Below are 25,068 nucleotides of genomic sequence, written 5' to 3'. Positions count from 1 at the left end.
GAATTTTAAAGATAAAAACTATTATAATTCACGCAAAGCTTGAATACGTTTTTCTAATGGTGGGTGGCTCATCAATAACTCAGTGAAGCTACCACTTCTTTTACCATTAATCGCAAACGCTGCTAAAGTTCCTGTACTTTCAACTGGTTCGTGTAAACTTTGTAAACGTTGTAATGCAGCGATCATTTTCTCTTTTCCGACTAATTGTGCAGATCCTGCATCAGCACGAAACTCACGATAACGAGAAAACCACATTGCAATTAGACTTGCAAGGAAACCAAATACAATTTCTAACACCAGAGAAACTAAAAAGTAGATACCACTATTACTGCTCTCTTCTTCGTCATCATTTCTTGTACTAGAAGCAACAGTAGCAATTAAACGGGATAACCAAATAACAAAGGTATTTAATACACCCTGTAATAACGTCATTGTTACCATATCACCATTGGCTATATGGCTAATTTCGTGTGCTAAAACGGCTTCAACTTCATCTTTACTCATTTGCTGCATCAATCCTGAACTAACAGCCACTAATGAATTATTTTTGGTTGCTCCTGTAGCAAAGGCATTGACTTCTTGAGAAGGATAAATAGCCACTTCAGGCATTGGAATACCTGCTTTTTGGCTTTGTTGCTGAATAGTATCTAATAGCCATTTTTCCTCTTGATTAGAAGGCGTTGTAATAATTTCACCCTCAACACTTCGAAGTGCCATTGATTTTGAAAAAATCAGTGAAACAAAAGATCCTGCAAAACCAAAAAGTAACGCAAAAATTAATAATCCTTCTGCACTACGAGGTTGTATGCCAAGTAAATTTAAAATGATATTGAAAACGAATAAAACCGCCATATTCGTTACAAGAAATAGCAAAATTCGCATCATAAAATAGTACCTCTTAATCAATGGGGTAGATAAAAAATCAATGTGTTAAATGGTTGTTAAATTAAGCGTTTCAAGTGTAGAGAAGAGAAAAAATTTTTACAAGTAGATTTATCTCTATCATAAAAATTAATATCTTTATTTGTTACAATGTAACAAAATATTTACCATAAACTGAGCTGATTAGCAGGTAATATATTGGGATCGGGTAAATTAATTTGTAAACCGATTAAACGAATCTTTCTGTGTTGTCGGCGTTGCCATATTGTGGTTAATAATTGCTGAAAGTCATCAAACACAGGAGCATTATCTTCTGTTAAACGTTGAAAGGTTTTTTCTATTGTTGTTGTTTGAAAATCATCAAATTTTAATTTGACACTTAACTTTACCGCTAAAGCCGAAAGTTGACATTTTGTCTGGCGTAAACGTTGTAATAATTTAGGATAAAGTTGAAAAGCAATTTCTATTCCTTGTTCTAGTAATTCAATATCTTGTTCTAACGTAATTTCAATACCAACAGATTTCCGAATTCTTTGTGGTTGAACTTTACGTTCATCAATGCCATGACTAAATTGCCAAATCCGCTGCCCTGCTTTACCAAAAAGATCGAATAAACGATGTTGAGAAAATTGACGAATATCACCGCAAGTATGTAAACCTAATTGAGCCAGTTTTTCTGCGGAAACCTTGCCAACACCCGGTATTTTTTTCAGTGGTAAAGTAGCAATAAATGCGTCAACTTGTTCTGGTGGAATCACAAATTGACCATTTGGTTTATTCTGTTCGGAAGCAATTTTGGCTAAAAATTTTAAGGGTGCAATTCCAGCAGATGCGGTTAAATGTAATTCTGTTGCAATCGCTTGTCGAATTTCATTCGCTATCCAAGTTGCAGATCCATTACAAGCTCGACATTCTGTCACATCAAGATAAGCTTCATCTAATGATAAAGGTTCAATTAATTGAGTATAACGTTGAAATATTTGGTGAATTTCGGCGGATACTTGACGATACAATGGCATATTAACAGGTAATAAAATTAAATTAGGGCAACGTCTAACTGCTTGTGCTGAAGGCATCGCACTATGTAAACCAAAATGACGTGCTTCATAGTTACAAGTTGTTAGCACTCCCCTTCGATGAGGATCACCTCCAACTGCAACAGGCTTACCTCGCAAAGCTGGATTATTGCGAATTTCAATCGCCGCATAAAAACAATCCATATCAATATGAATGATCTTTTGCATTACTTTAACCCTTAACTATCCCCTAATCTTAGGGATTATAACTGTATAAAAAAACAGTGGTTTATTGTAAAGATTATTCTTTTAATTGCAAATAAAAGATACTGATTAAAATTCCATTTTTCGCTAGAATAAACGCTTTTAACATTTTAATTCAGCCATAAATGGGAATAAACATTATGCGACATAAGAAAAATACCATCGATTGGGATAGCATTGAAGCGGAAGTAAAAGGAAGGTTAACCGAAGAAGAGGAAGAAATTATTTGGGTAAGTAAAAGTGAATTAAAACGTGATGCGGAAGAACTCAAACAACTTGGTGCCAAACTTATCGCCTTACCCGAAGCCACATTAGCCAAAATCCCTCTAGACGATCAATTACTTGATGCTATTCAACTTGCTCGCCGTTTACAACGTGAAAGTTTACGCCGTCAATTACAATTTATTGGTAAATTATTAAGAAAATGTGATACCGATCCAATTTATGCGGTGTTAGAACAAATAGAAAACAAACATAATCAGCAAAAAGTGCTCTTTCATCAATTAGAACAACTTAGAGAACAACTTGTCGCTGACAATGAATCAGCAAAAGCTGTATTTAGTCAACTTTCTACCGATTATCCGATGCTAGATCGCCAACACTTACGCAATCTAATTCGTATGGTACACAAAGAAAAAGCACAAAATAAACCACCAAAAGCATTTAGAGAACTCTTTCAATATTTAAAAATATTACTTGAAGTAGATGAATAACTCTATTCTCAAGAATAACTAATGGAGCTTAGTATGTATGCATTAGAAATTAGTCAATTAACTAAAGAATATAAAAATGGTGTTAAAGCCCTAAAAGGAATTGATTTTAAAGTAAAAGCAGGTGATTTTTACGCTCTACTTGGACACAATGGTGCAGGAAAATCAACCACTATTGGCATTATCTGTTCATTAGTCAATAAAACCAGTGGTAATGTCAAAGTATTTGGTTATGACCTAGATAGTCAACTCAGTGAGTTAAAAAAACAAATTGGCGTGGTACCACAGGAATTTAACTTTAACCAATTTGAAAAAGTGCAAGATATTTTGCTAAACCAAGCTGGCTATTATGGTGTCGATCGACATACAGCATTGCAACGTGCCGAATTTTGGCTAAAGAAATTAGATTTGTGGGATAAACGTCAACATAAATCTATGGCGCTTTCAGGTGGTATGAAAAGACGCTTAATGATTGCTCGAGCTTTAATGCACCAGCCTAAATTACTTATTTTAGATGAGCCTACTGCAGGTGTTGATATTGAATTACGCCGTAGTATGTGGCAATTCCTAAAAGAGTTGAATCAACAAGGTACAACCATCATTCTCACAACTCACTATTTAGAAGAAGCCGAAATGCTTTGTCGTAATGTTGGGATAATCCAACAAGGACAATTAGTTGTAGATACCTCAATGAAAAATCTACTAGCAAAATTAGAAAGTGAGATTTTTATCCTCGATCTTGCCCCTAATAATGGCATCAAAGAATTAGAGGGATATAAGTTAGTACAAGTTGATGAAAATACTATTGAAGTTGAAGTGAAACGCACACAAGGATTAACAGCACTTTTTCAACAACTGGCACAACAACAAATTGAAGTATTAAGTATGCGGAATAAAGCTAATCGCCTTGAAGAGTTATTTGTTGGAATGAATGATAAAAAATAAGGAATAAAAGGAAGCACTATGTCTTTATCTTGGATTGCATATCAGACTATTTTACGGAAAGAAATTACTCGTTTTATGCGAATTTGGGTACAAACATTAGTCCCGCCAGTAATCACTATGACACTCTATTTTATTATTTTCGGACAACTTATAGGAGCAAGAATTGGCACTATGGGCGGGTTTAGTTATATGCAATTTATCGTTCCGGGGCTAATTATGATGTCAGCATTAACCAATTCTTTTAGTAATGTGGCTTCTTCTTTTTATAGCACTAAATTTGCTCGTAACGTTGAAGAATTACTTGTTGCCCCTGTTTCTGCCCATACCATTATTCTCGGCTATATCTCAGGTGGTATGGCTCGAGGAATCTTAGTCGGCTTTTTGGTTACCATCGTATCACTGTTTTTTGTCCCATTACATATTCATTCTTGGCTTGTTATTAGTCTTATTCTTTTAATGACCACAGCAGCTTTTTCATTGGGTGGTTTAATTAATGCTATTTTTGCACGTTCTTTTGATGATACCAGTATTATTCCAACCTTTATTCTCACGCCATTAACCTATTTAGGTGGTGTATTTTACTCAATCAGTTTACTACCACCATTTTGGCAAACTATCTCTAAACTCAACCCAATTGTTTATATGATTAATGGTTTCCGTTTTGGTTTTCTTGGACACAGTGATCTTTCACTTAGCTATACTTTTGCTGTCCTTAGCCTGTTTATCTTAGCTTTATACGGCTTTGCATATTATCTTATTACTAGCGGAAAAGGCTTACGCCATTAAAAACTATCGCAACAAAAAAATCCCCCTGTTAAACCTAACAGGGGGACGTTTTATTTCACCGTTGCTGCCTTCATCGTTTGTATAAAGCTAGCCAATTCGTGTAAACATTTTGTGTGATCGGATAAATTTCGCTCAATAATTCTGACTACGGCTGAACCTGAAATCGCACCAGCAGTACCACTCTCTAATGCCGCTTTTACTTGATCAGGTTGAGAAATACCGAAACCTTGTAAAAGAGGTGGGGATTGTGCTTGTTTTAACTGCTCTATTAATTCGGCTAAATTAGCGGCATAAACTTGATTTTCCGCACTGGTTACCCCAGCACGAGAAACAAGATAGGTATAACCTTGACTATGTTGAGCAATTGCTTTAATCGTAGCTAAATCTGCATTAGGTGGGCAGATAAATACAGGTTGAATCTGATACTTTTCAGCAGCTTGGCGATATTCTTGACTCGCAAAAAGAGGAATATCTGCAACCAAGACAGCATCAACGCCAACTTGTTGACAACGCTGATAAAAATGTTCTAGTCCTTGAGCATAAATAAGGTTAGCACATAAAAGTAAGCTAATTGGAATATCAGGGTATTTGCTACGTACTTTTGCGAGTAGTTGAAAGGCTTGTTCTGTACTACAACCTGCCTGTAATGCTCGATTATTTGCCGCTTGGATCACTGGTCCATCAAGCAATGGATCTGAAAAAGGAACCCCTAATTCCAGTGCATCAGCACCGTTATCCACTAAAGTACAAATAATCTCAAAAGAATGGTCAAAATTGGGATCACCTAAAGTAACAAAAGGGACAAAAGCACCTTGATTAAGTTGTTGTAGTCGTTCAAATAGCTGTTGAAAACGTGGTATGCTCTGATGTTGCATTATTCTGCCTCCCTCTGTTGTAAAATCTTATCTACGGTAAAAATATCTTTATCTCCTCGCCCTGATAAATTAACCACAATCAACTGCTCTTTATCAGGATTTTGTCGAATCAATTTTAAGGCATAGGCTAAGGCATGTGATGATTCTAAAGCAGGAATAATCCCTTCATTACGGGCTAAAGCTTGAAAAGCCTCAAGGGCTTCATCATCAGTAATAGACTGATACTCCACTCGCCCAATTGCATTTAAATAAGCATGTTGTGGCCCAACCGATGGAAAATCTAACCCCGCTGAAATAGAATAAGACTCTTCAATCTGCCCATCTTTTGTTTGCATTAATGGGGATTTCATTCCAAAATAAATCCCAACAGAACCATGGCGTAATGGTGCACCGTGTTTCCCTGTTTCTATACCTTTTCCTGCAGGCTCTATGCCAATTAAGTGAACGCTTTTCTCATCGATAAAATCTGCAAACATACCTATCGCATTTGAACCACCACCAACACAGGCAATAATTGTATCGGGTAAACGCCCTTCTTTTGCCATAATCTGTTGTTTAGTTTCTTCTCCAATCATTTTTTGAAATTCTCGAACAATGGTTGGGAATGGGTGTGGTCCTGCTGCGGTTCCAAGTAAATAATGGGCTTTATCATAATTCGCCGCCCAATCTCGTATCGCTTCACAGCAAGCATCTTTCAAAGAACAAGAACCTTTCTTAACAGGGATCACTTCAGCTCCCATCAAACGCATTCGAAAAACATTCGGTGCTTGACGTTCAACATCTTTTGCTCCCATATAAATACGGCATTTCAAACCTAACATTGCACAAGCCAAAGCTGTCGCTACACCATGTTGCCCCGCCCCTGTTTCAGCAATAATTTCCTTTTTTCCCATTCGCTGTGCTAATAACGCCTGCCCTAACACTTGATTTGTTTTGTGAGCACCGCCGTGTAATAGATCTTCTCGTTTTAAATAAAGCTTTGTTTTTGTCCCTTGAGTTAAATTACGGCATAACGTCAAAGCAGTTGGACGCCCTGCATACTCTTTTAATAAGGTTTGGAATTGCTGATGAAATGCAGGATCTTGCTGAGCATTAACAAATGCTCGCTCTAACTGTTGTAATACAGGGACTAAAATCTCAGGAACATACATTCCACCAAATTCACCAAAGTAGGGATTAAGAATTGTTGTCGTCATAACTTATTGCCTCGTTAAAATCTGAGTAAAGATAGCCTTTAATTTAATAGGATCTTTGATACCTACCGCTTGTTCTGCTCCTGAATTAATATCTAAACCTAAACAATTTTGTGCCACTGCTTGTCGAATATTTTCTAGCTTTAAGCCACCTGCTAGCATAATTTTCGCTCTGTCTTGTTGTGGAAGCCTTACCCAATCAAACTGTTGTCCTGTTCCACCTTGATTTGAGCCGACTTGGCTATCAAAGACATAACGATCGACTTGCGAATATTGCCATTGTAGCGTTTCAAAATCTTCTACCGTTTCAACATTAACTGACACCGCTTTCCAGATTTGACACGCATCATTTAAAACTAAGCGTAGCCGGTCAACAAAAGCCTGATCTTCTTCTCCGTGTAACTGGACTGCAACTAACGGTAATTGAGCAGCTAAATAGCTAATTTCATCTACTGTTTGATTCTGGAATACTCCAACATACTGCAAAGGTGCTGCTGCAACAATTTCTTGTGCTTGGGATAAATTTAACTTTCGTGGCGATTTTTCAGCAAAAATTAAACCGCCATAAACTGCTCCCACTTGATAAGCATCAATCGCATTTTGCGGTAAAGTTAAACCACAAACTTTATTTTCACCAAAGATTAATTTTCTTACCGCCAGTACTAAATCCTGTTCCGCCATTAAGCTACTTCCAACTAAAAAACCGTGTACATAAGGTTGTAAGTAGCGAACTTGTTGATGAGTATAAATACCAGATTCACTGATAATAATTCGGTCTGTTGGAATCTGGCTAGCTAATGGTGGTGTTCGGGTAAGATCTGTCGTTAAATCGTGTAAATTACGGTTATTAATACCTATTACTTTTGCATTTAATTTAATTGCTCTGTCTAATTCTGCTTGGTTAGACACTTCAGTTAAAACTCCCATAGAGAGTGAATGAGCGAGTTCAGCTAAACGCAAATAATGTTTATCATCTAATACAGATAACATTAATAACACGGCATCAGCTTGATAATAACGTGCCAAATAAATTTGATATTCAGAAAGAATAAAATCTTTACACAAAATAGGTTGTTGGGCAATTTTTCTCACTTGCTGAATAAAATCAAAGTTTCCCTGAAAATATTTTTCATCGGTTAATACTGAAATTACTGTTGCATAATTTTTATACACCTCAGCAATAGCTTCTATATCAAAATCAGTACGAATCGTCCCTTTAGAAGGCGAAGCTTTTTTACACTCTAAAATAAAAGCAGGACGTTTATCACTGTTCTCTGTTAATGCAGTATAAAAACAACGATCACTTTTAGTTACTTCTGCTTGCAAATGTTGTAAAGGTAAATGCTGTTGCTTTTTTTCTAACCATTCTAATTTATCTTGAATAATTCGTTGTAGAACAGTTGCTTGTCCAGTCAAATTTTTTTTAATCTCTAACATAAAACATTCCTATTTAATACCGTTGTAACTGCTGTAAACAGGTAAATGCTTGTCCTCTATTCAAGGTTGCTAATACATTTTCAACATTGTGTTTTAAATCCTCTTGCCCAAATAAACGTAAGAGTAATGCTGTATTTGCCGCTACAGCATGATTATGGGCAACTTTTCCTTTCCCTTGAAAAATATCTAACAGCATACGGGCATTTTCAGAAGCGTCTCCACCTTTCAATTCTTCTAAACAATGCGATGGTAATCCAAAATCTGCTGGTGTCAGTTGGTAATATTCAATTTTGCCCTGTCTTACTTCAGCCACTTCAGTAACACCGTGTAAAGCCACTTCATCTAAACCACTTCCATGAACCACGATAGTATGTTGATGCCCTAAAGCTAATGCCGTTTCGGCATAAGGTTTTAATAATTGCGGTGTATAAACACCTAATAACTGGTGCTTGGGTTTGGCTGGGTTAATTAAAGGGCCTAAGATGTTAAAAATTGTTCGAGTCTTCAAGGTATTACGTACTGGCATTGCGTGTTTAAAGCCTAGATGGTATTGCTGAGCAAATAAAAAGCAGATCCCGATCTGATCTAAAGCTTGGCGTGCATTTTCTGCTGTCATATTAATATTTACTCCTAATGCAGCGAGAACATCACTAGAACCACTCTTACTTGATACACTACGATTGCCGTGCTTCGCTACTTTAGCCCCCATTGTAGCAGCAACTATCGCACTCGCTGTTGAAATGTTAATCGTATCAGCACCATCACCACCAGTCCCAACAATATCAGCAAAAATATATTCAGGTATTGCAAAAGGTTGAGCATATTGCTGTAATGCACTTACTGCTCCACTTATTTCTTCAATGGTTTCTCCTCGCATTTTCATTGCAATTAATGCTGCAGTAAGCTGTACAGGATCTAATTCACCTTGCACAATACGGCTAAATAACACTTCACTTTCACTCTGAGTTAAAGTCTGTTGATCAAATAATTTATTTAATAAGACTTGTGTTTGCATAAATACCTCACCAAAACTACTTTTTTAATTCTTCACTGCGTTTTAGTAATAACCATTCAATCGCTTGTTGTAATAACTTTCCGCCGTGAACAGTCAAAATAGATTCAGGGTGGAATTGAAAACCACAAATCGGTAATTTTTGGTGACGAATTGCCATTACAATACCATTGTATTCAGCATTAACTACTAACTCTGCTGGTAATTCACTTCCCATTAATGAATGGTAACGTGCAACAGGTAATGGTTGTACTAATCCTGAAAACATTGCTTGTTGATCGTGTGTGATTTTTGAAACTTTACCATGCAACACTTCACCAGCATGAATTACTTTACCGCCAAAAGCCTCTATTAAGGCTTGATGCCCTAAACAAATTCCAATAATAGGCACTTGTGTTTTCACTGCTTGAATTAATGCCATCATATTTCCTGCTTGTTGTGGAGTTCCCGGTCCGGGTGAAAGTGCTAATAAGGTATCAGGTTGGCATACTTGCTGAATTAATAATTCAAGATCACAATCATTACGATACACTGTTACTTGATGACCTAACACTCGAAATTGATCGACTAAGTTATAAGTAAAAGAGTCAAAATTATCTAAAAATATAATCTTTGCCATTTTTCTTCCCTTTTATCTTGATTACATTTGGTGTGTTTGTCTAATTGCTTTAATCACAGCTGCAGCTTTATGACGAGTTTCATCCGCTTCTGCTTGTGGATCTGAATCTAATACTTCACCACAACCCGCTTGAATATAAGCGACATTCTCCTGCACAAATGCAGAACGTATTACAATACAAGTATCAAAACTACCATCAGAAGTTAAATATCCCACCGCACCGCCATAGCTATGCCGTTTTTGTTGTTCAACTTGATAAATTAATTGCATCGCCTTAATTTTCGGTGCCCCAGTTAAAGTTCCCATATTCATACAAGCTTGATAAGCATGCAAGGCATCAAATTCTGGGCGTAACTTACCTACCACCCGAGAAACAAGGTGCATAATATGTGAATAACGATCAACCTGCATTAATTCAGCCACCTTGCGGCTTCCACTCTCACACACTCTAGCAATATCATTGCGAGCAAGATCGACTAACATTAAATGCTCCGCCTGTTCTTTGTGATCTAAGCGTAACTCTAGTTCTAAACGTGCATCTAATTCTGGATCTATCTCACCATTTTCAGCAAAACCTCGAGGACGAGAACCTGCAATAGGATAAATTTCTAATTGCCGATCAACAGGATTAAATTTCAAGGCACTTTCAGGAGAGGCTCCAAAAAGGGTAAAAACACTATCCTGCATAAAAAACATATATGGGCTAGGGTTGTTATGCTTTAACTGACGATAACTTGCTAAACAATTAGGGCAAGCCACTGAAAAACGGCGAGATGGTACAATCTGAAAAACATCACCAATGTTGATATGATGTTTTAATTTCTCAACAATTTGTTTAAAACTATCATCAGATAAATTCACTGTAACATCAGTATTTGCAGATTGAAGAGGAAAATCGACTGAACTCGCTAACTGACTAATAATCGCCTGTTTATCTTGTTCTAACTTGTCTAATTGTGTGGCAGTAAAACAAAATGTTTTCAAACTCGCTTGTTGCATTTGGTGATCAATCACAATTAATTGTTCTGCTAAGTAAAAGCAATAATCTGGGCAATTTAAATGATCATCTTGTAATTCAATTCCTTCCATCGGAATAAAATTCGTTACCAAATCATAAGCAAATAAACCACCTAGAAAAATCTGTTGTGCTGTATCCGCAGAATACAGATTAATTAGACAACGTAAACCATCAAAAACTGTTTTGGCGTGGAGCTTGGTATCTTCATCTAAACTTAAATTTAACGGATTAAAAATTAACAATAATGTATCACTATTCATAAAATCATATGAAACAGTGGACGGAAAGAAACGACTTAATTCAGCATAGAGGGCGGTGAGTACAGCTCTACCATTTGCGGTTAAAGCTTGAAAACTAACTTGCTGTCCTTCACAACTAATTCTCACCGCAGCCTTGACTAACAGTAAACTTTTTAAGCTATTTTTACTGCCAATTTCTGCAGAATCTAACAGCAATGCCGCTGAACTATCATAACAAAGCTGGGAAAATAATTTAGTGGTATCTGGTTGGTAGGCAATAGGTTGCTGACTAACCTGCAAAAAGGGACTTTTCATTTTCACTTCCTAACATCTCATTCAAACTATTATTTGTTCTATTAAACTAGTACAAAAAAACTTAATGTCAAGTTATTCTATTCAAACTAATAAAAATCCATATAATAAACGGTACTCTGAAGTGATAAAAAATGTAATAGAGTATTATTTAACCTACTGGTAGGTAAGAATAAAAAATTAAAGTGAGAAAATAACGAATTTAAATATAAATAAAGACCTAGGTTTACACTAGGTCTTTGTTCATTTTATGAAAAAAGAGGAGCGATTATTTTTTCTTTTTTGCTTTCGCATTTGGTAGATCAGTAACAGTTCCTTCAAATACTTCTGCCGCTAATCCTACTGATTCATGTAGAGTTGGGTGAGCGTGAATGGTTAAGGCTAAATCTTCTGCATCACATGCCATTTCAATCGCTAATCCGATTTCACCTAGTAACTCACCACCATTCGTACCAACAATAGCACCACCAATAACTCGATGCGTATCTTTATCGAAAATGAGTTTCGTCATACCATCTGAACAATCCGATGCAATTGCTCGCCCTGAAGCCGCCCAAGGGAAGGTTGCAACTTCATAATTAATACCTTCTGCCTTACACTCTTTTTCCGTTTTACCAACCCACGCCACTTCTGGTTCAGTATAAGCAATTGATGGAATCACTTTCGGATCAAAATAGTGTTTTTTACCCGCAATCACTTCAGCAGCAACATGACCTTCATGCACGCCTTTATGGGCTAACATTGGTTGACCTACTATATCGCCAATTGCAAAGATATGAGGAACATTAGTTCGCATTTGTTTATCGGTACGAATAAAACCACGCTCATCAACTGCTATTCCTGCGGCTTCTGCATTGATTAATTTGCCGTTTGGTGTACGCCCAATCGCTACTAATACGGCATCATAACAGCGAGTTTCATTTGCACCTTTACCTTCCATTGAAACGTGAATGCCATCTTCTTTAGCTTCAACTGCAGTCACTTTTGTTTCAAGTAAAAGATTAAATTTCTTCTCAATGCGTTTTGTATAAATTTTAACAATATCTTTATCTGCAGCAGGGATCACTTGATCGAACATTTCAACGACATCAATTTCTGAACCTAACGCTTTATACACAGTCGCCATTTCTAAACCGATGATACCACCACCCATAATGAGAAGTTTTTTCGGTACTTCTTTTAATGCTAATGCATCAGTGGAATCCCAAACACGTGGATCTTCGTGTGGAATGAAAGGTAATTGAATTGGGCGAGAACCCGCTGCAATAATCGCATTATCAAAAGTTACTTTCGTTTCGCCTTCTTCACTCTCTACCACAATACTATTTGGACCAGTGAATTTTCCATAACCATTCACCACTTGAACTTTACGCATCTTAGCCATACCAGCTAAACCGCCTGTCAACTGGTTAATTACTTTTTCTTTCCAACCACGGATTTTATCAACATCAGTTCTAGGTTCACCAAAAACCACCCCGTGTTCTGCTAATGCTTTTGCTTCTTCAATAACTTTTGCAACGTGCAATAATGCCTTAGATGGAATACAACCGACGTTTAAACAGACACCACCTAAAGTCGAAAAACGCTCAATAAGTACGGTTTCTAAACCTAAGTCAGCACAACGGAATGCGGCAGAATACCCTGCTGGTCCTGCACCTAATACTACTACTTGTGTTTTAATTTCTTTGTTCATATGAACCTCTTTGTTGTTTGCACAAATGCAAATATTCTGTAAACAAAAGCAGGCTGACTATGCGATATACTGTTTAAGATCTCAGCTTAAATTTGCATAGGTTAGCCTGCTATTTAAGATTACATAACTAAACGACGTAAATCGCTTAATACACCGTTGATAAAGGTAATGAATCTCGCACCATCAGCACCATCAATCACACGATGATCGTAAGATAACGATAATGGTAACATTAAGCGAGGGGTAAATTCTTTACCATTCCATACTGGTGTCATTTCTGACTTAGAAACCCCTAAAATCGCAACTTCAGGTGCATTTACAATTGGAGTAAAGTGAGTTCCACCAATACCACCGAGGCTAGAAATAGTAAAACAGCCACCTTGCATATCAGACGCCGTTAATTTACCTGCACGTGCTTTTTTCGATACTTCCATTAATTCACGTGACAGTTCAATAATGCCTTTTTTGTTTACATCTTTAAATACAGGTACAACTAGACCGTTTGGTGTATCGACTGCCACACCGATATTAATGTATTTTTTCAAGATTAAACGCTGAGCATCTTCAGTAATGGAACTGTTGAAACGAGGATAAGCTTCTAATGCTTTTGCAACCGCTTTCATAATAAAGACTAACGGCGTGATTTTAACCTCTAGTTTTTGTTTTTCAGCTAATACATTCTGCTCTTTACGGAATTTCTCTAATTCGGTAATATCCGCTTTATCCCATTGTGTAACGTGTGGGATCATCACCCAGTTACGGTGTAAATTTGCACCAGAGATTTTTTGGATACGACCTAATTCGACTTCTTCAGTTTCACCAAATTTACTAAAATCAACTTTCGGCCAAGGTAATAAACCTAAACCTGCACCTGCATTACCACTTTGAGTTGCACCACTTTCTAAACGTTTTAAAGCATCTTTAACGTAAGCTTGTACGTCTTCTTTTAAGATACGATTTTTACGTCCCGTTCCTTTTACTTTATCAAGGTTAACCCCAAACTCACGTGCTAAACGACGAACAACAGGCGTTGCATGAGCAAAACTTGCCGCACTATCAACATCATTAGTCTCTTGTGCTGCTGCAACTGGTGTTTGTACCGGTGCAGCATTTGCTGCTGGTGTTGGCGCTACTTGTGCCACTGGTGCTGCAGGCACTGACTCACCTGCAACTTCAAAACGCATAATTAATGAGCCAGTCGAAACTTTATCACCCGATTTAATTAAAATTTCTTTGACTACACCAGAAAATGGCGCAGGAACTTCCATTGAGGCTTTATCGCCTTCAACCGTAATTAAAGATTGCTCTTCGGCAACTTGCTCACCAATGCTAACCATAATTTCAGTGACATTAACTTCATCACCACCAATATCTGGTACTGCAACATCTTTAATTGCGGTTGTTGCTGATGCTGCTTGAACTTGAGTGGTAGTCTCAGAAGAAGCAACCGGAGCAGAAACCGCACCTGCAACTTCAAATTTCATAATCAATGAACCAGTCGAAACTTTATCACCTGACTTAATTAAAATTTCTTTAACTACACCAGCAAATGGTGCAGGCACTTCCATTGAGGCTTTATCGCCTTCAACTGTGATTAAAGATTGCTCTTCAGTAACTTGCTCGCCAATGCTCACCATAATTTCAGTGACATTAACTTCATCACCACCAATATCTGGCACATACACTTCAACAATCTCTGCTGCTGTTGCAACTGGAGCTGCTGATGCTGTTACTTGTGCTGGTGCAGCATCTAGCGACTCTAAAACTAACATTGGTGTACCAGTTGAAACTTTATCACCAATATTAACTAAAATTTCTTTTACTACCCCAGCTTCTGGTGCTGGGACTTCCATTGAAGCTTTATCCCCTTCAACGTTAATCACACTCTGATCAAGGGCGATTGTATCGCCCACTTTTACCATAATCTCAGTAACGGTAACTTCATCACCACCGATATCAGGGATTTGAATTTGTTTTGACATCTCTATTTCCTTTATTTTGTTCGCTTGACTCAATTATGCGTATAGCGAATATACTTTATCTGGATTAATTGCGTATTTTTCAATCGCTTCACTGACAACTTTCTTATCTAAAGTACCAGCTTTCACTAATTCAGTTAATGCAGCAATAACAACATAATGTGCATTCACTTCAAAGTGTTCCCGTAAGTTTTCACGACTGTCAGAACGACCAAAACCATCTGTACCTAATACACGATAACTACTTGCTGGAACATAAGCACGAACTTGTTCTGCAAATAAACGCATATAATCCGTTGCGGCAACAGCTGGAGCATCATTCATTACTTGAGTAATATAAGGTACTTTCGCTTCTGCTTCTGGATGTAACATATTTTCACGTTCAATTGCAGAGCCTTCACGTGCTAATTCAGTAAATGAAGTCACACTATATACATCTGAAGTCACACCGAAATCTGTTGCTAATAACTGAGCTGCTTCACGAACATGACGTAAGATTGCCCCTGAACCGAGTAATTGAACTTTCGCTGAACCTTTACCTTCAACCGTTTCAAATTTATAAATACCTTTACGGATACCGTCTTCAGCACCAGCTGGCATTGCTGGTTGTTCATAGGTTTCATTTAAGGTGGTGATATAATAATAAATATCTTCTTGGGCTTCACCATACATACGGCGAACACCATCTTGCATAATAACAGCCACTTCATAGGCAAAAGCAGGATCATAAGCAACACAACTTGGAATCGTTAATGCTTGAATATGACTATGACCATCTTCGTGTTGTAAGCCTTCACCATTTAATGTAGTACGTCCTGAAGTACCACCAATCATAAAGCCTCTAGCACGTTGATCACCTGCTAACCACATTAAATCCCCAATACGTTGGAAACCAAACATTGAGTAGTAAACAAAGAATGGGATCATTGGAACATCATTGGTACTATAAGAAGTTGCAGCTGCAATCCAAGATGCAGTAGCACCTTGTTCATTAATACCTTCTTGTAAAACCTGTCCATCGGTTGCTTCACGGTAATAAGCAACTTGTTCACGATCTTGTGGAACATAGTTTTGACCATGCGGATTATAAATACCAATTTGGCGGAATAAACCTTCCATTCCGAAAGTACGGGCTTCATCTGCAATAATTGGTACAATATGTTTCCCAACAGATTTATTTTTCAATAATACGTTTAATGAACGGACAAACGCCATAGTCGTTGAAATTGGGCGTGATTGTGCTTCAAATAATTGAGAAAATTCATCTAATGATGGGACTTCTAGTGCTTGAGTAAAGCGTGGTAAACGTGTTGGTAAATAACCATTTAAAGCAGTACGACGTTGGTGTAAATAATTGTACTCTTCTGAGCCTTCTTCAAATTTAATATATGGTAATTTTTCAACTTCAGCATCTGTAAATGGTAATGCAAAACGATCACGTACATGGCGTACGCCTGACATATCCATTTTTTTAACTTGGTGAGCAATATTTTTACCTTCTGCGGCTTCACCCATACCATAGCCTTTGACTGTTTTAACTAATAAGACAGTTGGCTTATCTTTAACTTGTTTCGCTTGGTTGAATGCAGCAAAGACTTTAATTGGATCATGCCCACCACGATTTAATGCCCAAATCTCATCGTCTGTCATATCTGCAACTAAGGCTGCAGTTTCTGGATAACGTCCAAAGAAATGTTCACGGATATAAGCACCATCTTTTGACTTAAATGTTTGGTAATCACCATCTACCACTTCCATCATCAATTTTAATAATTTTCCAGAAGTGTCTCGCTGTAATAAACTATCCCAACGATTTCCCCAAATAACCTTGATAACTTCCCAACCAGCACCATTGAATAAGCCTTCAAGTTCTTGAATAATTTTACCATTACCTGTAACAGGACCATCTAAACGTTGTAAGTTACAGTTAATTACAAAGACTAAGTTATCTAACTTCTCACGAGCAGCAAATGAAATTGCACCTCTTGATTCAACTTCGTCCATTTCACCATCGCCTAAGAAAGCATAAACGGTTTGATCTGCTGTATCTTTTAAGCCACGATTATGTAAGTATTTTAGGAAACGAGCTTGATAAATTGCATTTAGAGGACCTAATCCCATTGATACTGTTGGGAACTGCCAAAATTCAGGCATTAATTTAGGATGAGGATAAGAAGATAATCCTTTACCGCCAACTTCCTGACGGAAATTATCTAACTGCTCTTCAGTTAAACGTCCTTCAAGGAAAGCACGAGAGTAGATACCCGGTGAGATATGACCTTGGAAAAAGACTAAATCACCACCATTTTTTTCAGTCCGTGCTTTAAAGAAATGATTAAAGCAAACTTCATAAATAGTTGCTGCAGATTGGAATGATGATAAATGACCACCTAATTCCAAATCTTTTTTTGAAGCTCTTAAGACCATCATCATCGCATTCCAACGTACTGCGGCACGAATTCTGCGCTCAAGATCGATATTTCCTGGATAAGCTGGTTCAGCTGATGCTGGAATAGTATTGATGTAATCTGTTGTCGTACCTGTTGGCAGAGAAACATTGTTAGATCTAGCACGTTGAAGTAATTGTTCAATAATAAATTGTGCTCTTTCTACACCTTCTTCACGAATAACTGAATCAATCGCATCTAACCAATCATTAGTCTCTGGTGGATCGATATCATATCTGACCATATCTGACATGGTAAGTTCCTTTTTTTAAAGTTAAAAAATGTAGTAAAAACTACTTAAAAAAACTAGCAAACGAAACCCCATAAGTGTTCCATTCACTCTGCTTTTAAATAGATTTCACCCTGCTTTATGCTTTAATAATAGCTTTACAACTTATAAATAAAATGTAAAAAATATTAGGTCAATTTACATTTTATTAACTATTTTGAGAAATTTTATTAGATTTTTTGAGATAAAGATAGAAAAAATTTTGTCGTACATTAACAAAAAAGCCAACATATGTCTAATTTCTATTCAATAAAATAAAAATGATAAAAGTTAAAACTACGGAATTAACTTAATTTAAATAACACTTATTGGATTAAGTGTAACGTTTGGCTTAGTATCTGATAATATAAATAGTGCTATTTAGTAATTCTAAATAAATCCTATTTTTATAGGATAAAAAGAAATGGTAAAAAAACGAAAAATATGAGATGCTGGAATTTATAATTTTAAATAGATTAAAGTGGCGGAGGAAGTGAGATTCGAACTCACGGAGGGCGTAAACCCTCGCCGGTTTTCAAGACCGGTGCCTTCAACCACTCGACCATTCCTCCGCATCAAGATTGGCTTTAAGCGGGGCGAATAATAACGAGATTGAATTGATCCGTCAAGCCGAATTTTTAAATATTTTTCTTTTTGTCTAAAAAATAGCATCTTTATTCTTATTTTATATTAGGGAAATAATTTCTATTTGATTAATAAAATAAAAATTATTTTCATTATTCCCTTTATAAATTAATAACTTATACTTCTAAAAAAGATTTGATTTTTAAAATTTAATGGTTAGTATTACATCTGTTTGCTTACTCTTTAATTCTACTTACCTTAAATGGGAGGAAAAATGTTAAAACAAGCTATCGTTGATAAATTAAACGAACAAATTAATTTAGAATTTTATTCTTCTAATGTTTATCTACAAATGAGTGCATGGTGTGAAAATCACGGATTCAGTGGTGCTGCGGCTTTTCTCTTACGTCATGCAGATGAAGAAATGATGCATATGCAAAAATTATTTACCTATGTGAATGAAACAGGTAGTTTACCACTCTTAGGTAAAATTGAAGCACCTAAACATGACTATGTGTCTTTAAAAGAAATTTTTGAAATTACACTTGAGCATGAAAAATTAGTAACCTCTAAAATTAATGAATTAGTTGAAGTAACCGCAATGCATCACGATCATTCAACCTTTAACTTCTTACAATGGTATGTAGCAGAACAACATGAAGAAGAAAAATTGTTTAGCTCTATTTTAGAAAAATTTAATTTACTTGGTGAAGATGGTCGTGCTTTATATTTTATTGACCGTGAATTAGCCACTTTAGACCCTGAAGAATAATTTGGAGAAAGCATTATGTTATCAGCAAAAATTGTTAAAATGTTAAATGATCAATTAAACCTTGAATTCTATTCATCTAATGTCTATCTCCAAATGAGTGCTTGGTGTGAGCATAATGGTTTTGAAGGTGCTGCAAAGTTTTTGGCTGAGCATGCAGCAGAAGAAATGCAACATATGCGTAAACTTTTCACCTATTTAAATGAAACTGGTGCATTAGCCATTATTGATGCGATTGAAGCGCCAAAACACGATTTTTCTTCATTACCTGAAATATTACACTTAACTTATGAGCATGAAAAATTAGTTACTCGTAAAATCAATGAATTAGTGAGTGCCACTTGGGAAGAAAAAGACTTCTCCGCTTTCAACTTCCTACAATGGTATGTGGCTGAACAACACGAAGAAGAAAAATTATTTAGTGGGATTTTAGATAAATTAAAACTAGTCGGTTCAGAAGGTGAAGGATTATATTTAATTGATAAAGAGCTAGGTTCGATCTCAACATTATAATATCCCTCCCTATTATAATATCCCTCTCTTTAGTTATAAAACTACCAGCTAATCAAGCTGGTAGTTTTATTTTTTCACGCTATTTGAAACTTCAGGTATCTTTTTTACGCCTTGATGGTGATTTACGGGGTAAAAAGTGCGATAAAAAAATGCTGATAATAATAAGATCATCATAACTAAAAGTTGAATTAACCGTTTTTTCGTTAAATGTTCTGCTGGCATTTCTCCCTCCGAAAATCTGCTTTCGCCTTTAACCTTTTTATGCTAGGATCTTTTGGATTAAACCAAATAAAACTAACGCAGTCTAACATACTTTTTTATATCTTTATAATATATTTGCGGAGTCCTTTATGAGAGCCACAGCGGAAAGCAAAATCGGTCGTCGGGTGCAATCCGGAGGTTGTGCAATTCACTGTCAAGATTGTAGTATAAGTCAATTATGTATTCCTTTCACACTAAATGAACATGAATTAGATCAACTAGATAATATCATCGAACGTAAAAAACCTATTCCTAAGGCACAGATTATATTTAAAGCTGGTGATGAATTAAAATCTCTATACGCAATCCGCTCTGGTACGATTAAAAGTTACACTATTAGCGAGAATGGTGAAGAACAAATTACTTCCTTTCATTTACCCGGTGATCTCGTTGGTTTTGATGCAATTACTAATATGCAGCATCCAAGTTTTGCCCAAGCTTTAGAAACATCAATGGTATGTGAAATTCCTTTTGATGTTTTAGATGATCTATCTGGAAAAATGTCAAAACTTAGACAACAAATTATGCGTTTAATGAGTGGTGAAATTCGCAGTGATCAAGATATGATTCTTCTCCTTTCTAAAATGAGTGCCGAAGAAAAACTGGCTGCTTTCATTCATAATCTCTCTTGTCGTTATTCTGCTCGGGGATTTTCAGCTAGAGAATTTCGTTTAACAATGACAAGAAGTGATATTGGTAACTATCTCGGTTTAACTGTGGAAACCATTAGCCGTTTACTTGGACGCTTTCAAAAAAGTGGATTATTAAGCGTACAAGGAAAATATATTACTATCAATGATATGCCTGCTTTAATTGCATTAGCTGGTGCAAGCCACCGAGGAAAACGAATAATTTAACACTTATTATCCTTTTTCTTGCTTTCGACATTGACCTCCTTATAATAATACTATCAATAAGGGGGTTTTATGCACTTCAATAATATTTTAGTTGTTATCGATCCTGAATACAAAAAGCAAGCCGCTCTAGAAAGAGCTATTGCTTTAATTAAGCAACAACAAAGTTCTCAACCTGTTACACTTACAGCTTTTCTTTCTGTTTATGATTTATCCTATGCAATTAGTGTTACGGGAAATCAAGAGCGTGAAGAAATGCAACATAATATTATTCGCCAAAAAGAACTTTGGGTGAATGAAATATTAGAACAACATCATATAGATAATGTTCATTTTAAAATAAAAGTGGTTTGGTGTAGTAATGAAGTTCAAGCAATAGAAGATATTATTGAACAACACCATTACGATCTTGTTGTCAAATTTACCCATCAAAAAGAAGATTTTAGTTCTTTAATTTTTACCCCAACCGATTGGCAATTATTACGCAAATTACCTTGCCCTATTTTTATGGTCAAAGACGGAGACTGGCAACATCAACGACGGATCTTAGTCGCAGTAAATGTTGCTGATGATGAAAGCTATCATGATGCTTTCAATAAGCAATTAGTTGGGTTAAGTATGAGTTTAGCGGAAAGTTTAGATCGCGGAAATATCCACTTAGTCACCGCCTATCCTACAACACCCATTAGTATTGCATTAGACTTACCCGAATTTAGTGTTCCTGATTATGGAAACAGCATTCGAGGTCAACATCTAATTAATATGAAAGCGTTACGTCAACACTTCTGTATTGATGAAGATCATACTCATGTTTACGAAGGGCTACCTGAAGAAGTAATTCCTAAAGTTGCTGAAAAAATTGGAGCGGAATTAGTTGTACTTGGAACCATTGGTCGCACTGGATTATCTGCTGTTCTATTAGGTAACACAGCAGAACATGTTATTAGCCAGCTAAATTGTAATCTCCTAGCGATTAAACCTAATCCCAATATGCCAACAGAATAAAAAAACACCCTATCAGTAATACAAAATATAAACTGGTAGGGTGCCAATCTTTCTAAATAACTAGAATTTACTGTTATTCAATATTATTTCTGTATTATTGCGACAATAATTTAATCAGATTTTCTTGTATCTGTAATCGCACATCTTCAAAATCTTGGGTAAAAATAACAGGTTTTCCTGCAAGTTGTTTTTTCCCATTAAATACTTCGATCATTAAATCCTCAAAACCTTGTTTTAATGCCGTTTCTTTTTGATTAAAAGAAATTGCCTGTATTTCACCTGTTTGATGATTTTTCATCGTAGTAAAACGCCCTTTTAAAGAACGTTTCCCACTATCTGTAATAGGATTTTTGAATAAATCTTGCCAGATTACTTCTCCTTTTTCGGTGATAGTGCCTAATGCTGTTGACTTCATCGCAAAACTATAAGTATCTCTTCCTTTTGTTGGGTGAGTTAATTTTCCTCCCATACCAAATACAAGATTATTCAAAGATAATTTTTCTGCTTCTAAGCGTTCTAAGATACCTTGAATACTTTCAACCTCTACTCCATCACCTTGTAATACACCTAGATAAGGTGGTAATTCTTTATACCCTTGTGCATTAGTGTGATAGCCAAATTGTGCCATCAATAGTTGAATAATTTTAATTGGTTCTTCAATTGGATTGCCTGAATCGACACGCAATACTAATCTAGCATTATTCTCTTTTAATTGTTCTACTCGTGATTTGAGACGCTCTCCGATGTACTGTTTAACAAAACGATAGGGGTCATAGGTATCAATCACTACCGAAATAATCGTTTGACTTTCATCTCCTGCTCGTTTTTTTCTCATTATTTCCTGATCTAATAAATCTAACATTTTAACCGCAATGCCAAAATCATCTTGAGTATCAGTATTTGAATTAGCACTACTGACTGAATGCTCGCTTGCAATAACGGAACTCACAAAAGCAATACCACTATGTTGAGGATAATAATAATGATCGATACTCAAATTAGCGGTCATACTATCACTTCCTTTAAAGCAAAGAGCATGAGCCATACCACTCATTATTTCACTTTCGTGCCCTGCACAGCTTCTCGCACCAAAATTATGTAAATGATATGCTGATAAATCGGAAAAATTGCCAGTTATACCATTATGTTGACGTAATTTACTTTCCAATAACACTTTTAAAGCAAAACTATCGCTAGCAACAGTTGTCATATACCAAATCACACGTAAACAAAGAGTTTCAATATAACTCACAAGCCAAGCACAATTTGGATCAGTATTAACTATATTTACCAAAGGGACACCTACTGGTACAACATTTCCTTCTGCAATAGCCGTAATTTGTAACGGTAAAATACCTTGATGTTGATCAACTATATACTGCCAACGTCGGCGATCAAATTGGTATCCATGTAATGTAATATAATACTCCGCTTGATCAATATGAGCTTGAGTAATGGGTTGAGAAATATAGGTTTGAATTAAATAGCGAATGCCAAAAGCAACAATATGTGAATTATAACCACTCGCTTTACGTGCAGAAATCGTAGAAAAAATATAATGCGTATTGGCTGGTAACATTCTACCATGATCATTTTTATACGCATCAGCATCTAAAATTAAATTATACCCCAAAGGAGAAACAGTATTAAAACCGATTATAGACATAAACTATCCTATAATTATTCTGTTAATAAAGCGTTAAATACGCTGTTTTGTTGATCTAATTCTATCACTCAAACTTAAAGTTGCAATAAAAATGTAAAATATAAATAACTTTTTTATTAAAAAAACAATTTTAAACATTATTTTTGTTTATTTTATTTTACCAAAAATAAAAGCCCGATATAAAAATCGGGCTTTTAAGTAGCATAGAGCTTTTCTAACGTTGAAGCCGTCCGCGCAAAATGAGAAACGCGTCCACATAACTTGAGAAAAAAATTTTCCCACGTTATGTGGATTTTTTATAATATTTAAACGCCATTTAAACCGCCTTTAAACTTTCTGAAATAGACCTCCATACCTCCCCAGTTTTATTCCTAACCACTCAGACTCATTACCACTGATTTCCCCTTTACTCTTCCCCCACACAGAGCAATGATGTCGGCAACACAAAAACAGGAGAATAAACAATGAAAAAACCAACTGAAAAAGCTATTAACAACGTATTAGAAACCATTGCTAAAGATGTGGGGCGTATTGATACGCTGGAAACCAGAATGAGTGATCACCTTGATTTTTACGATATGCCCGTATGGTGTATGAAAGCAATGATGAAGGCAGCCTATAACGCAGGAAAACAAAAATAGGGGTATTAGCCCCTTTGTTTTAGAATTTATAAACGAGATTATCTTCATATTGCACCTGATAATTTAACGCCGCTTTAATCGTTACCCGTTCGGTGCTGTCAAATACCTGCCAGTTATCCTTTTTAGCCTGTACCATATACTCAATAAATCGCACAAACTCTGACTTAGTCGAGCTAAAAAACACATAAGGCGGTCGCGTTAGGTCAATAAGCTGTAAAAAATCAATCAAGTCAAAATAATTTGCCATTTTGTAGCTATTTTGCCTTGTGCAAAGGTAAGGCGGGTCTAGCACAAATAAGGCTTTAGGGTCATCTGCAAACTTAGGCAAGAGTGTGTGAAACGATTCGCGCATAATCTCAACACCGTCTAAATAGCCATCCGCTTTCGGATGATCCGTTTGGCGAATACAATGCCAAAAATCATGCTGGAACAAGTCCTCAAGCGTTGCAACTTGTTGTCCGCTGAATAACAACCAGCTCGCCAAGCAGTTCAAGTCTTTGTAACCATCAAACGCTTGAATGATTCTGACGTATTCTGCTTTGTAATCCTTCGCCATTCGTTTGTTTTTTGGCGTAGCGTTACCAACTGCGGAGTAAAGCTAGGAGCGTAACTTGTTAATGTCATCAATATGCGCTAGTCGCTCCGCGTAAACGAATCACAATTTTGGTGATGGGGAGTGATAAGGACATTTCTTTAAACCTCTTTAATATTACCTAAAGAAATTTTAAGAAATAATGGAGGGTTGAGGTATTAAATAGGTTTAAAGAAAAGGCTGTCATAAGACAGCCTTTAAATTAATGGTTGCGATATTTATCTGCGGGAATCTCAATGCGGAAAACACCGCCGTGAGGATGATAAATTCGCTTACCTTTCTTGGTGATGTATGGAGTAAAAATTACTGCCACTTGCTCACCATTAGGGTTAGTTTCAAATATCATTTGAAGCCTCCTTAATTGTTAGGAGGGCGTATTTATTATTGTAATTTGTGAGAAATATCTCATTTTACAAACTTAATCCTTGCGAAAATCTACTAAAAGAGTAAAATTCGCATCACCTTCAGGTTAAGAAAATCAGTAACG

General features: G+C 36.2%; 22 protein-coding genes, 1 tRNA gene and 1 pseudogene. 8 read left to right on the top strand and 16 right to left on the bottom strand.

The genetic code is table 11. From position 1 onward, the window contains the following. Positions 1 to 21: 21 nt before the first annotated feature. Positions 22 to 885, bottom strand: coding sequence for a protease HtpX (gene htpX, locus CEP47_RS03440; protein WP_261920945.1), 864 nt, complete (start codon positions 883 to 885; stop codon positions 22 to 24). Between the two features lie 161 nt (positions 886 to 1,046). Beyond that, entirely contained in the window at positions 1,047 to 2,126 is a 1,080-nt protein-coding gene (gene dinB, locus CEP47_RS03435; RefSeq protein WP_261920946.1) for a DNA polymerase IV, read from the bottom strand. Between the two features lie 173 nt (positions 2,127 to 2,299). Here dinB and yjgA point away from each other — a divergent pair, with 173 nt between their 5' ends. Genes yjgA through CEP47_RS03420 form a run of 3 tightly spaced genes read left to right on the top strand, consistent with a single transcriptional unit; the run spans position 2,300 to position 4,603 of the window. After that, positions 2,300 to 2,875, top strand: coding sequence for a ribosome biogenesis factor YjgA (yjgA, locus tag CEP47_RS03430; RefSeq protein WP_261920994.1), 576 nt, complete (start codon positions 2,300 to 2,302; stop codon positions 2,873 to 2,875). A 33-nt stretch (positions 2,876 to 2,908) separates the two neighbouring features. Then, a complete protein-coding gene (locus CEP47_RS03425) occupies positions 2,909 to 3,817 on the top strand; it encodes an ABC transporter ATP-binding protein (protein ID WP_261920947.1) in 909 nt (302 codons plus the stop codon). An 18-nt stretch (positions 3,818 to 3,835) separates the two neighbouring features. Next, positions 3,836 to 4,603, top strand: a complete 768-nt coding sequence (locus tag CEP47_RS03420) for an ABC transporter permease (RefSeq protein ID WP_261920948.1) — start codon at positions 3,836 to 3,838, stop codon at positions 4,601 to 4,603. Positions 4,604 to 4,653: 50 nt separating this feature from the next. On the opposite strand, the gene trpA is transcribed toward CEP47_RS03420, so the two are convergent. The 10 genes from trpA to CEP47_RS03370 all read right to left on the bottom strand — a co-directional run bounded on the left by trpA (position 4,654) and on the right by CEP47_RS03370 (position 18,267). Then, positions 4,654 to 5,478 carry a tryptophan synthase subunit alpha gene (gene trpA, locus CEP47_RS03415; protein ID WP_261920949.1) on the bottom strand — a complete coding sequence of 275 codons (825 nt, stop codon included), beginning with the start codon at positions 5,476 to 5,478 and terminating at the stop codon, positions 4,654 to 4,656. Continuing rightward, complete coding sequence (gene trpB / locus CEP47_RS03410; RefSeq protein ID WP_261920950.1) at positions 5,478 to 6,674, bottom strand: tryptophan synthase subunit beta; 1,197 nt, start codon at positions 6,672 to 6,674, stop codon at positions 5,478 to 5,480. Before trpB ends, trpA begins: the two co-directional genes overlap by 1 nt. 3 nt (positions 6,675 to 6,677) lie before the next feature. After that, positions 6,678 to 8,108 carry a bifunctional indole-3-glycerol-phosphate synthase TrpC/phosphoribosylanthranilate isomerase TrpF gene (gene trpCF, locus CEP47_RS03405; RefSeq protein WP_261920951.1) on the bottom strand — a complete coding sequence of 477 codons (1,431 nt, stop codon included), beginning with the start codon at positions 8,106 to 8,108 and terminating at the stop codon, positions 6,678 to 6,680. Between the two features lie 13 nt (positions 8,109 to 8,121). Further along, complete coding sequence (gene trpD, locus CEP47_RS03400) at positions 8,122 to 9,123, bottom strand: anthranilate phosphoribosyltransferase (protein ID WP_261920952.1); 1,002 nt, start codon at positions 9,121 to 9,123, stop codon at positions 8,122 to 8,124. 16 nt (positions 9,124 to 9,139) lie between these two features. Then, complete coding sequence (locus CEP47_RS03395) at positions 9,140 to 9,739, bottom strand: aminodeoxychorismate/anthranilate synthase component II (protein WP_261920953.1); 600 nt, start codon at positions 9,737 to 9,739, stop codon at positions 9,140 to 9,142. Positions 9,740 to 9,760: 21 nt separating this feature from the next. Further along, positions 9,761 to 11,311 carry an anthranilate synthase component I gene (gene trpE, locus CEP47_RS03390; protein WP_261920954.1) on the bottom strand — a complete coding sequence of 517 codons (1,551 nt, stop codon included), beginning with the start codon at positions 11,309 to 11,311 and terminating at the stop codon, positions 9,761 to 9,763. Between the two features lie 265 nt (positions 11,312 to 11,576). Continuing rightward, positions 11,577 to 13,001 carry a dihydrolipoyl dehydrogenase gene (lpdA, locus tag CEP47_RS03385; protein WP_261920955.1) on the bottom strand — a complete coding sequence of 475 codons (1,425 nt, stop codon included), beginning with the start codon at positions 12,999 to 13,001 and terminating at the stop codon, positions 11,577 to 11,579. A gap of 119 nt (positions 13,002 to 13,120) precedes the next feature. Beyond that, positions 13,121 to 14,983 carry a pyruvate dehydrogenase complex dihydrolipoyllysine-residue acetyltransferase gene (gene aceF / locus CEP47_RS03380; RefSeq protein ID WP_261920956.1) on the bottom strand — a complete coding sequence of 621 codons (1,863 nt, stop codon included), beginning with the start codon at positions 14,981 to 14,983 and terminating at the stop codon, positions 13,121 to 13,123. Positions 14,984 to 15,016: 33 nt separating this feature from the next. Further along, positions 15,017 to 17,680: a pyruvate dehydrogenase (acetyl-transferring), homodimeric type gene (aceE, locus tag CEP47_RS03375; protein ID WP_261920957.1), complete on the bottom strand. Its 2,664-nt coding sequence runs from the start codon at positions 17,678 to 17,680 to the stop codon at positions 15,017 to 15,019. A gap of 497 nt (positions 17,681 to 18,177) precedes the next feature. Next, positions 18,178 to 18,267: transfer RNA gene (locus tag CEP47_RS03370), tRNA-Ser, on the bottom strand. 287 nt (positions 18,268 to 18,554) lie between these two features. On the opposite strand from CEP47_RS03370, the gene ftnA (CEP47_RS03365) reads away from it, so the two are divergent. Together ftnA (CEP47_RS03365) and ftnA (CEP47_RS03360) are read left to right on the top strand one after the other, a co-directional pair. Continuing rightward, positions 18,555 to 19,052, top strand: coding sequence for a non-heme ferritin (gene ftnA / locus CEP47_RS03365; protein ID WP_261919408.1), 498 nt, complete (start codon positions 18,555 to 18,557; stop codon positions 19,050 to 19,052). 15 nt (positions 19,053 to 19,067) lie between these two features. Next, a complete protein-coding gene (gene ftnA / locus CEP47_RS03360; protein WP_261919409.1) occupies positions 19,068 to 19,562 on the top strand; it encodes a non-heme ferritin in 495 nt (164 codons plus the stop codon). A gap of 66 nt (positions 19,563 to 19,628) precedes the next feature. Here the strand turns inward: ftnA (CEP47_RS03360) and CEP47_RS03355 are convergent, their stop codons facing one another. Further along, the gene (locus CEP47_RS03355; RefSeq protein WP_261919410.1) at positions 19,629 to 19,784 is read right to left on the bottom strand and encodes a hypothetical protein; all 156 of its coding nucleotides are present in this window, start codon (positions 19,782 to 19,784) and stop codon (positions 19,629 to 19,631) included. A gap of 128 nt (positions 19,785 to 19,912) precedes the next feature. Here CEP47_RS03355 and CEP47_RS03350 point away from each other — a divergent pair, with 128 nt between their 5' ends. After that, positions 19,913 to 20,680 (top strand): FNR family transcription factor, encoded by a 768-nt coding sequence (locus CEP47_RS03350; RefSeq protein WP_261919411.1) that lies wholly within the window; start codon positions 19,913 to 19,915, stop codon positions 20,678 to 20,680. Positions 20,681 to 20,749: 69 nt separating this feature from the next. Beyond that, a complete protein-coding gene (gene uspE, locus CEP47_RS03345; protein ID WP_261919412.1) occupies positions 20,750 to 21,682 on the top strand; it encodes a universal stress protein UspE in 933 nt (310 codons plus the stop codon). A 94-nt stretch (positions 21,683 to 21,776) separates the two neighbouring features. Here the strand turns inward: uspE and CEP47_RS03340 are convergent, their stop codons facing one another. Beyond that, positions 21,777 to 23,348: a nicotinamide phosphoribosyltransferase domain-containing protein gene (locus tag CEP47_RS03340; RefSeq protein WP_261919413.1), complete on the bottom strand. Its 1,572-nt coding sequence runs from the start codon at positions 23,346 to 23,348 to the stop codon at positions 21,777 to 21,779. Between the two features lie 464 nt (positions 23,349 to 23,812). Here CEP47_RS03340 and CEP47_RS03335 point away from each other — a divergent pair, with 464 nt between their 5' ends. Continuing rightward, positions 23,813 to 23,989 carry a DUF6900 domain-containing protein gene (locus CEP47_RS03335; RefSeq protein WP_261919414.1) on the top strand — a complete coding sequence of 59 codons (177 nt, stop codon included), beginning with the start codon at positions 23,813 to 23,815 and terminating at the stop codon, positions 23,987 to 23,989. A gap of 19 nt (positions 23,990 to 24,008) precedes the next feature. Here the strand turns inward: CEP47_RS03335 and CEP47_RS03330 are convergent. Continuing rightward, a pseudogene (locus CEP47_RS03330) lies at positions 24,009 to 24,638 on the bottom strand (hypothetical protein); the annotation flags it as partial. Positions 24,639 to 24,783: 145 nt separating this feature from the next. Next, on the bottom strand, positions 24,784 to 24,927 hold the full coding sequence (locus CEP47_RS03325) for a hypothetical protein (RefSeq protein ID WP_261919415.1): 144 nt from the start codon (positions 24,925 to 24,927) through the stop codon (positions 24,784 to 24,786). Positions 24,928 to 25,068: the final 141 nt, after the last annotated feature.

The organism is Mergibacter septicus (assembly GCF_003265225.1).
GTDB classification, from domain to species: domain Bacteria; phylum Pseudomonadota; class Gammaproteobacteria; order Enterobacterales; family Pasteurellaceae; genus Mergibacter; species Mergibacter septicus.
This window is presented reverse-complemented; position numbering and strand designations above follow the sequence as displayed.

Coding starts and splice junctions, on each gene's coding strand:
- aceF (WP_261920956.1), bottom strand. CDS start 14,983: ATGTCAAAACAAATTCAAATCCCTGATATCGGTGGTGATGAAGTTACC.
- dinB (WP_261920946.1), bottom strand. CDS start 2,126: ATGCAAAAGATCATTCATATTGATATGGATTGTTTTTATGCGGCGATT.
- ftnA (WP_261919408.1), top strand. CDS start 18,555: ATGTTAAAACAAGCTATCGTTGATAAATTAAACGAACAAATTAATTTA.
- trpCF (WP_261920951.1), bottom strand. CDS start 8,108: ATGTTAGAGATTAAAAAAAATTTGACTGGACAAGCAACTGTTCTACAA.
- CEP47_RS03340 (WP_261919413.1), bottom strand. CDS start 23,348: ATGTCTATAATCGGTTTTAATACTGTTTCTCCTTTGGGGTATAATTTA.
- trpB (WP_261920950.1), bottom strand. CDS start 6,674: ATGACGACAACAATTCTTAATCCCTACTTTGGTGAATTTGGTGGAATG.
- CEP47_RS03335 (WP_261919414.1), top strand. CDS start 23,813: ATGAAAAAACCAACTGAAAAAGCTATTAACAACGTATTAGAAACCATT.
- CEP47_RS03355 (WP_261919410.1), bottom strand. CDS start 19,784: ATGCCAGCAGAACATTTAACGAAAAAACGGTTAATTCAACTTTTAGTT.
- trpE (WP_261920954.1), bottom strand. CDS start 11,311: ATGAAAAGTCCCTTTTTGCAGGTTAGTCAGCAACCTATTGCCTACCAA.
- uspE (WP_261919412.1), top strand. CDS start 20,750: ATGCACTTCAATAATATTTTAGTTGTTATCGATCCTGAATACAAAAAG.
- htpX (WP_261920945.1), bottom strand. CDS start 885: ATGATGCGAATTTTGCTATTTCTTGTAACGAATATGGCGGTTTTATTC.
- lpdA (WP_261920955.1), bottom strand. CDS start 13,001: ATGAACAAAGAAATTAAAACACAAGTAGTAGTATTAGGTGCAGGACCA.
- CEP47_RS03420 (WP_261920948.1), top strand. CDS start 3,836: ATGTCTTTATCTTGGATTGCATATCAGACTATTTTACGGAAAGAAATT.
- trpD (WP_261920952.1), bottom strand. CDS start 9,123: ATGCAAACACAAGTCTTATTAAATAAATTATTTGATCAACAGACTTTA.
- ftnA (WP_261919409.1), top strand. CDS start 19,068: ATGTTATCAGCAAAAATTGTTAAAATGTTAAATGATCAATTAAACCTT.
- CEP47_RS03350 (WP_261919411.1), top strand. CDS start 19,913: ATGAGAGCCACAGCGGAAAGCAAAATCGGTCGTCGGGTGCAATCCGGA.
- trpA (WP_261920949.1), bottom strand. CDS start 5,478: ATGCAACATCAGAGCATACCACGTTTTCAACAGCTATTTGAACGACTA.
- aceE (WP_261920957.1), bottom strand. CDS start 17,680: ATGTCAGATATGGTCAGATATGATATCGATCCACCAGAGACTAATGAT.
- CEP47_RS03425 (WP_261920947.1), top strand. CDS start 2,909: ATGTATGCATTAGAAATTAGTCAATTAACTAAAGAATATAAAAATGGT.
- CEP47_RS03325 (WP_261919415.1), bottom strand. CDS start 24,927: ATGATATTTGAAACTAACCCTAATGGTGAGCAAGTGGCAGTAATTTTT.
- CEP47_RS03395 (WP_261920953.1), bottom strand. CDS start 9,739: ATGGCAAAGATTATATTTTTAGATAATTTTGACTCTTTTACTTATAAC.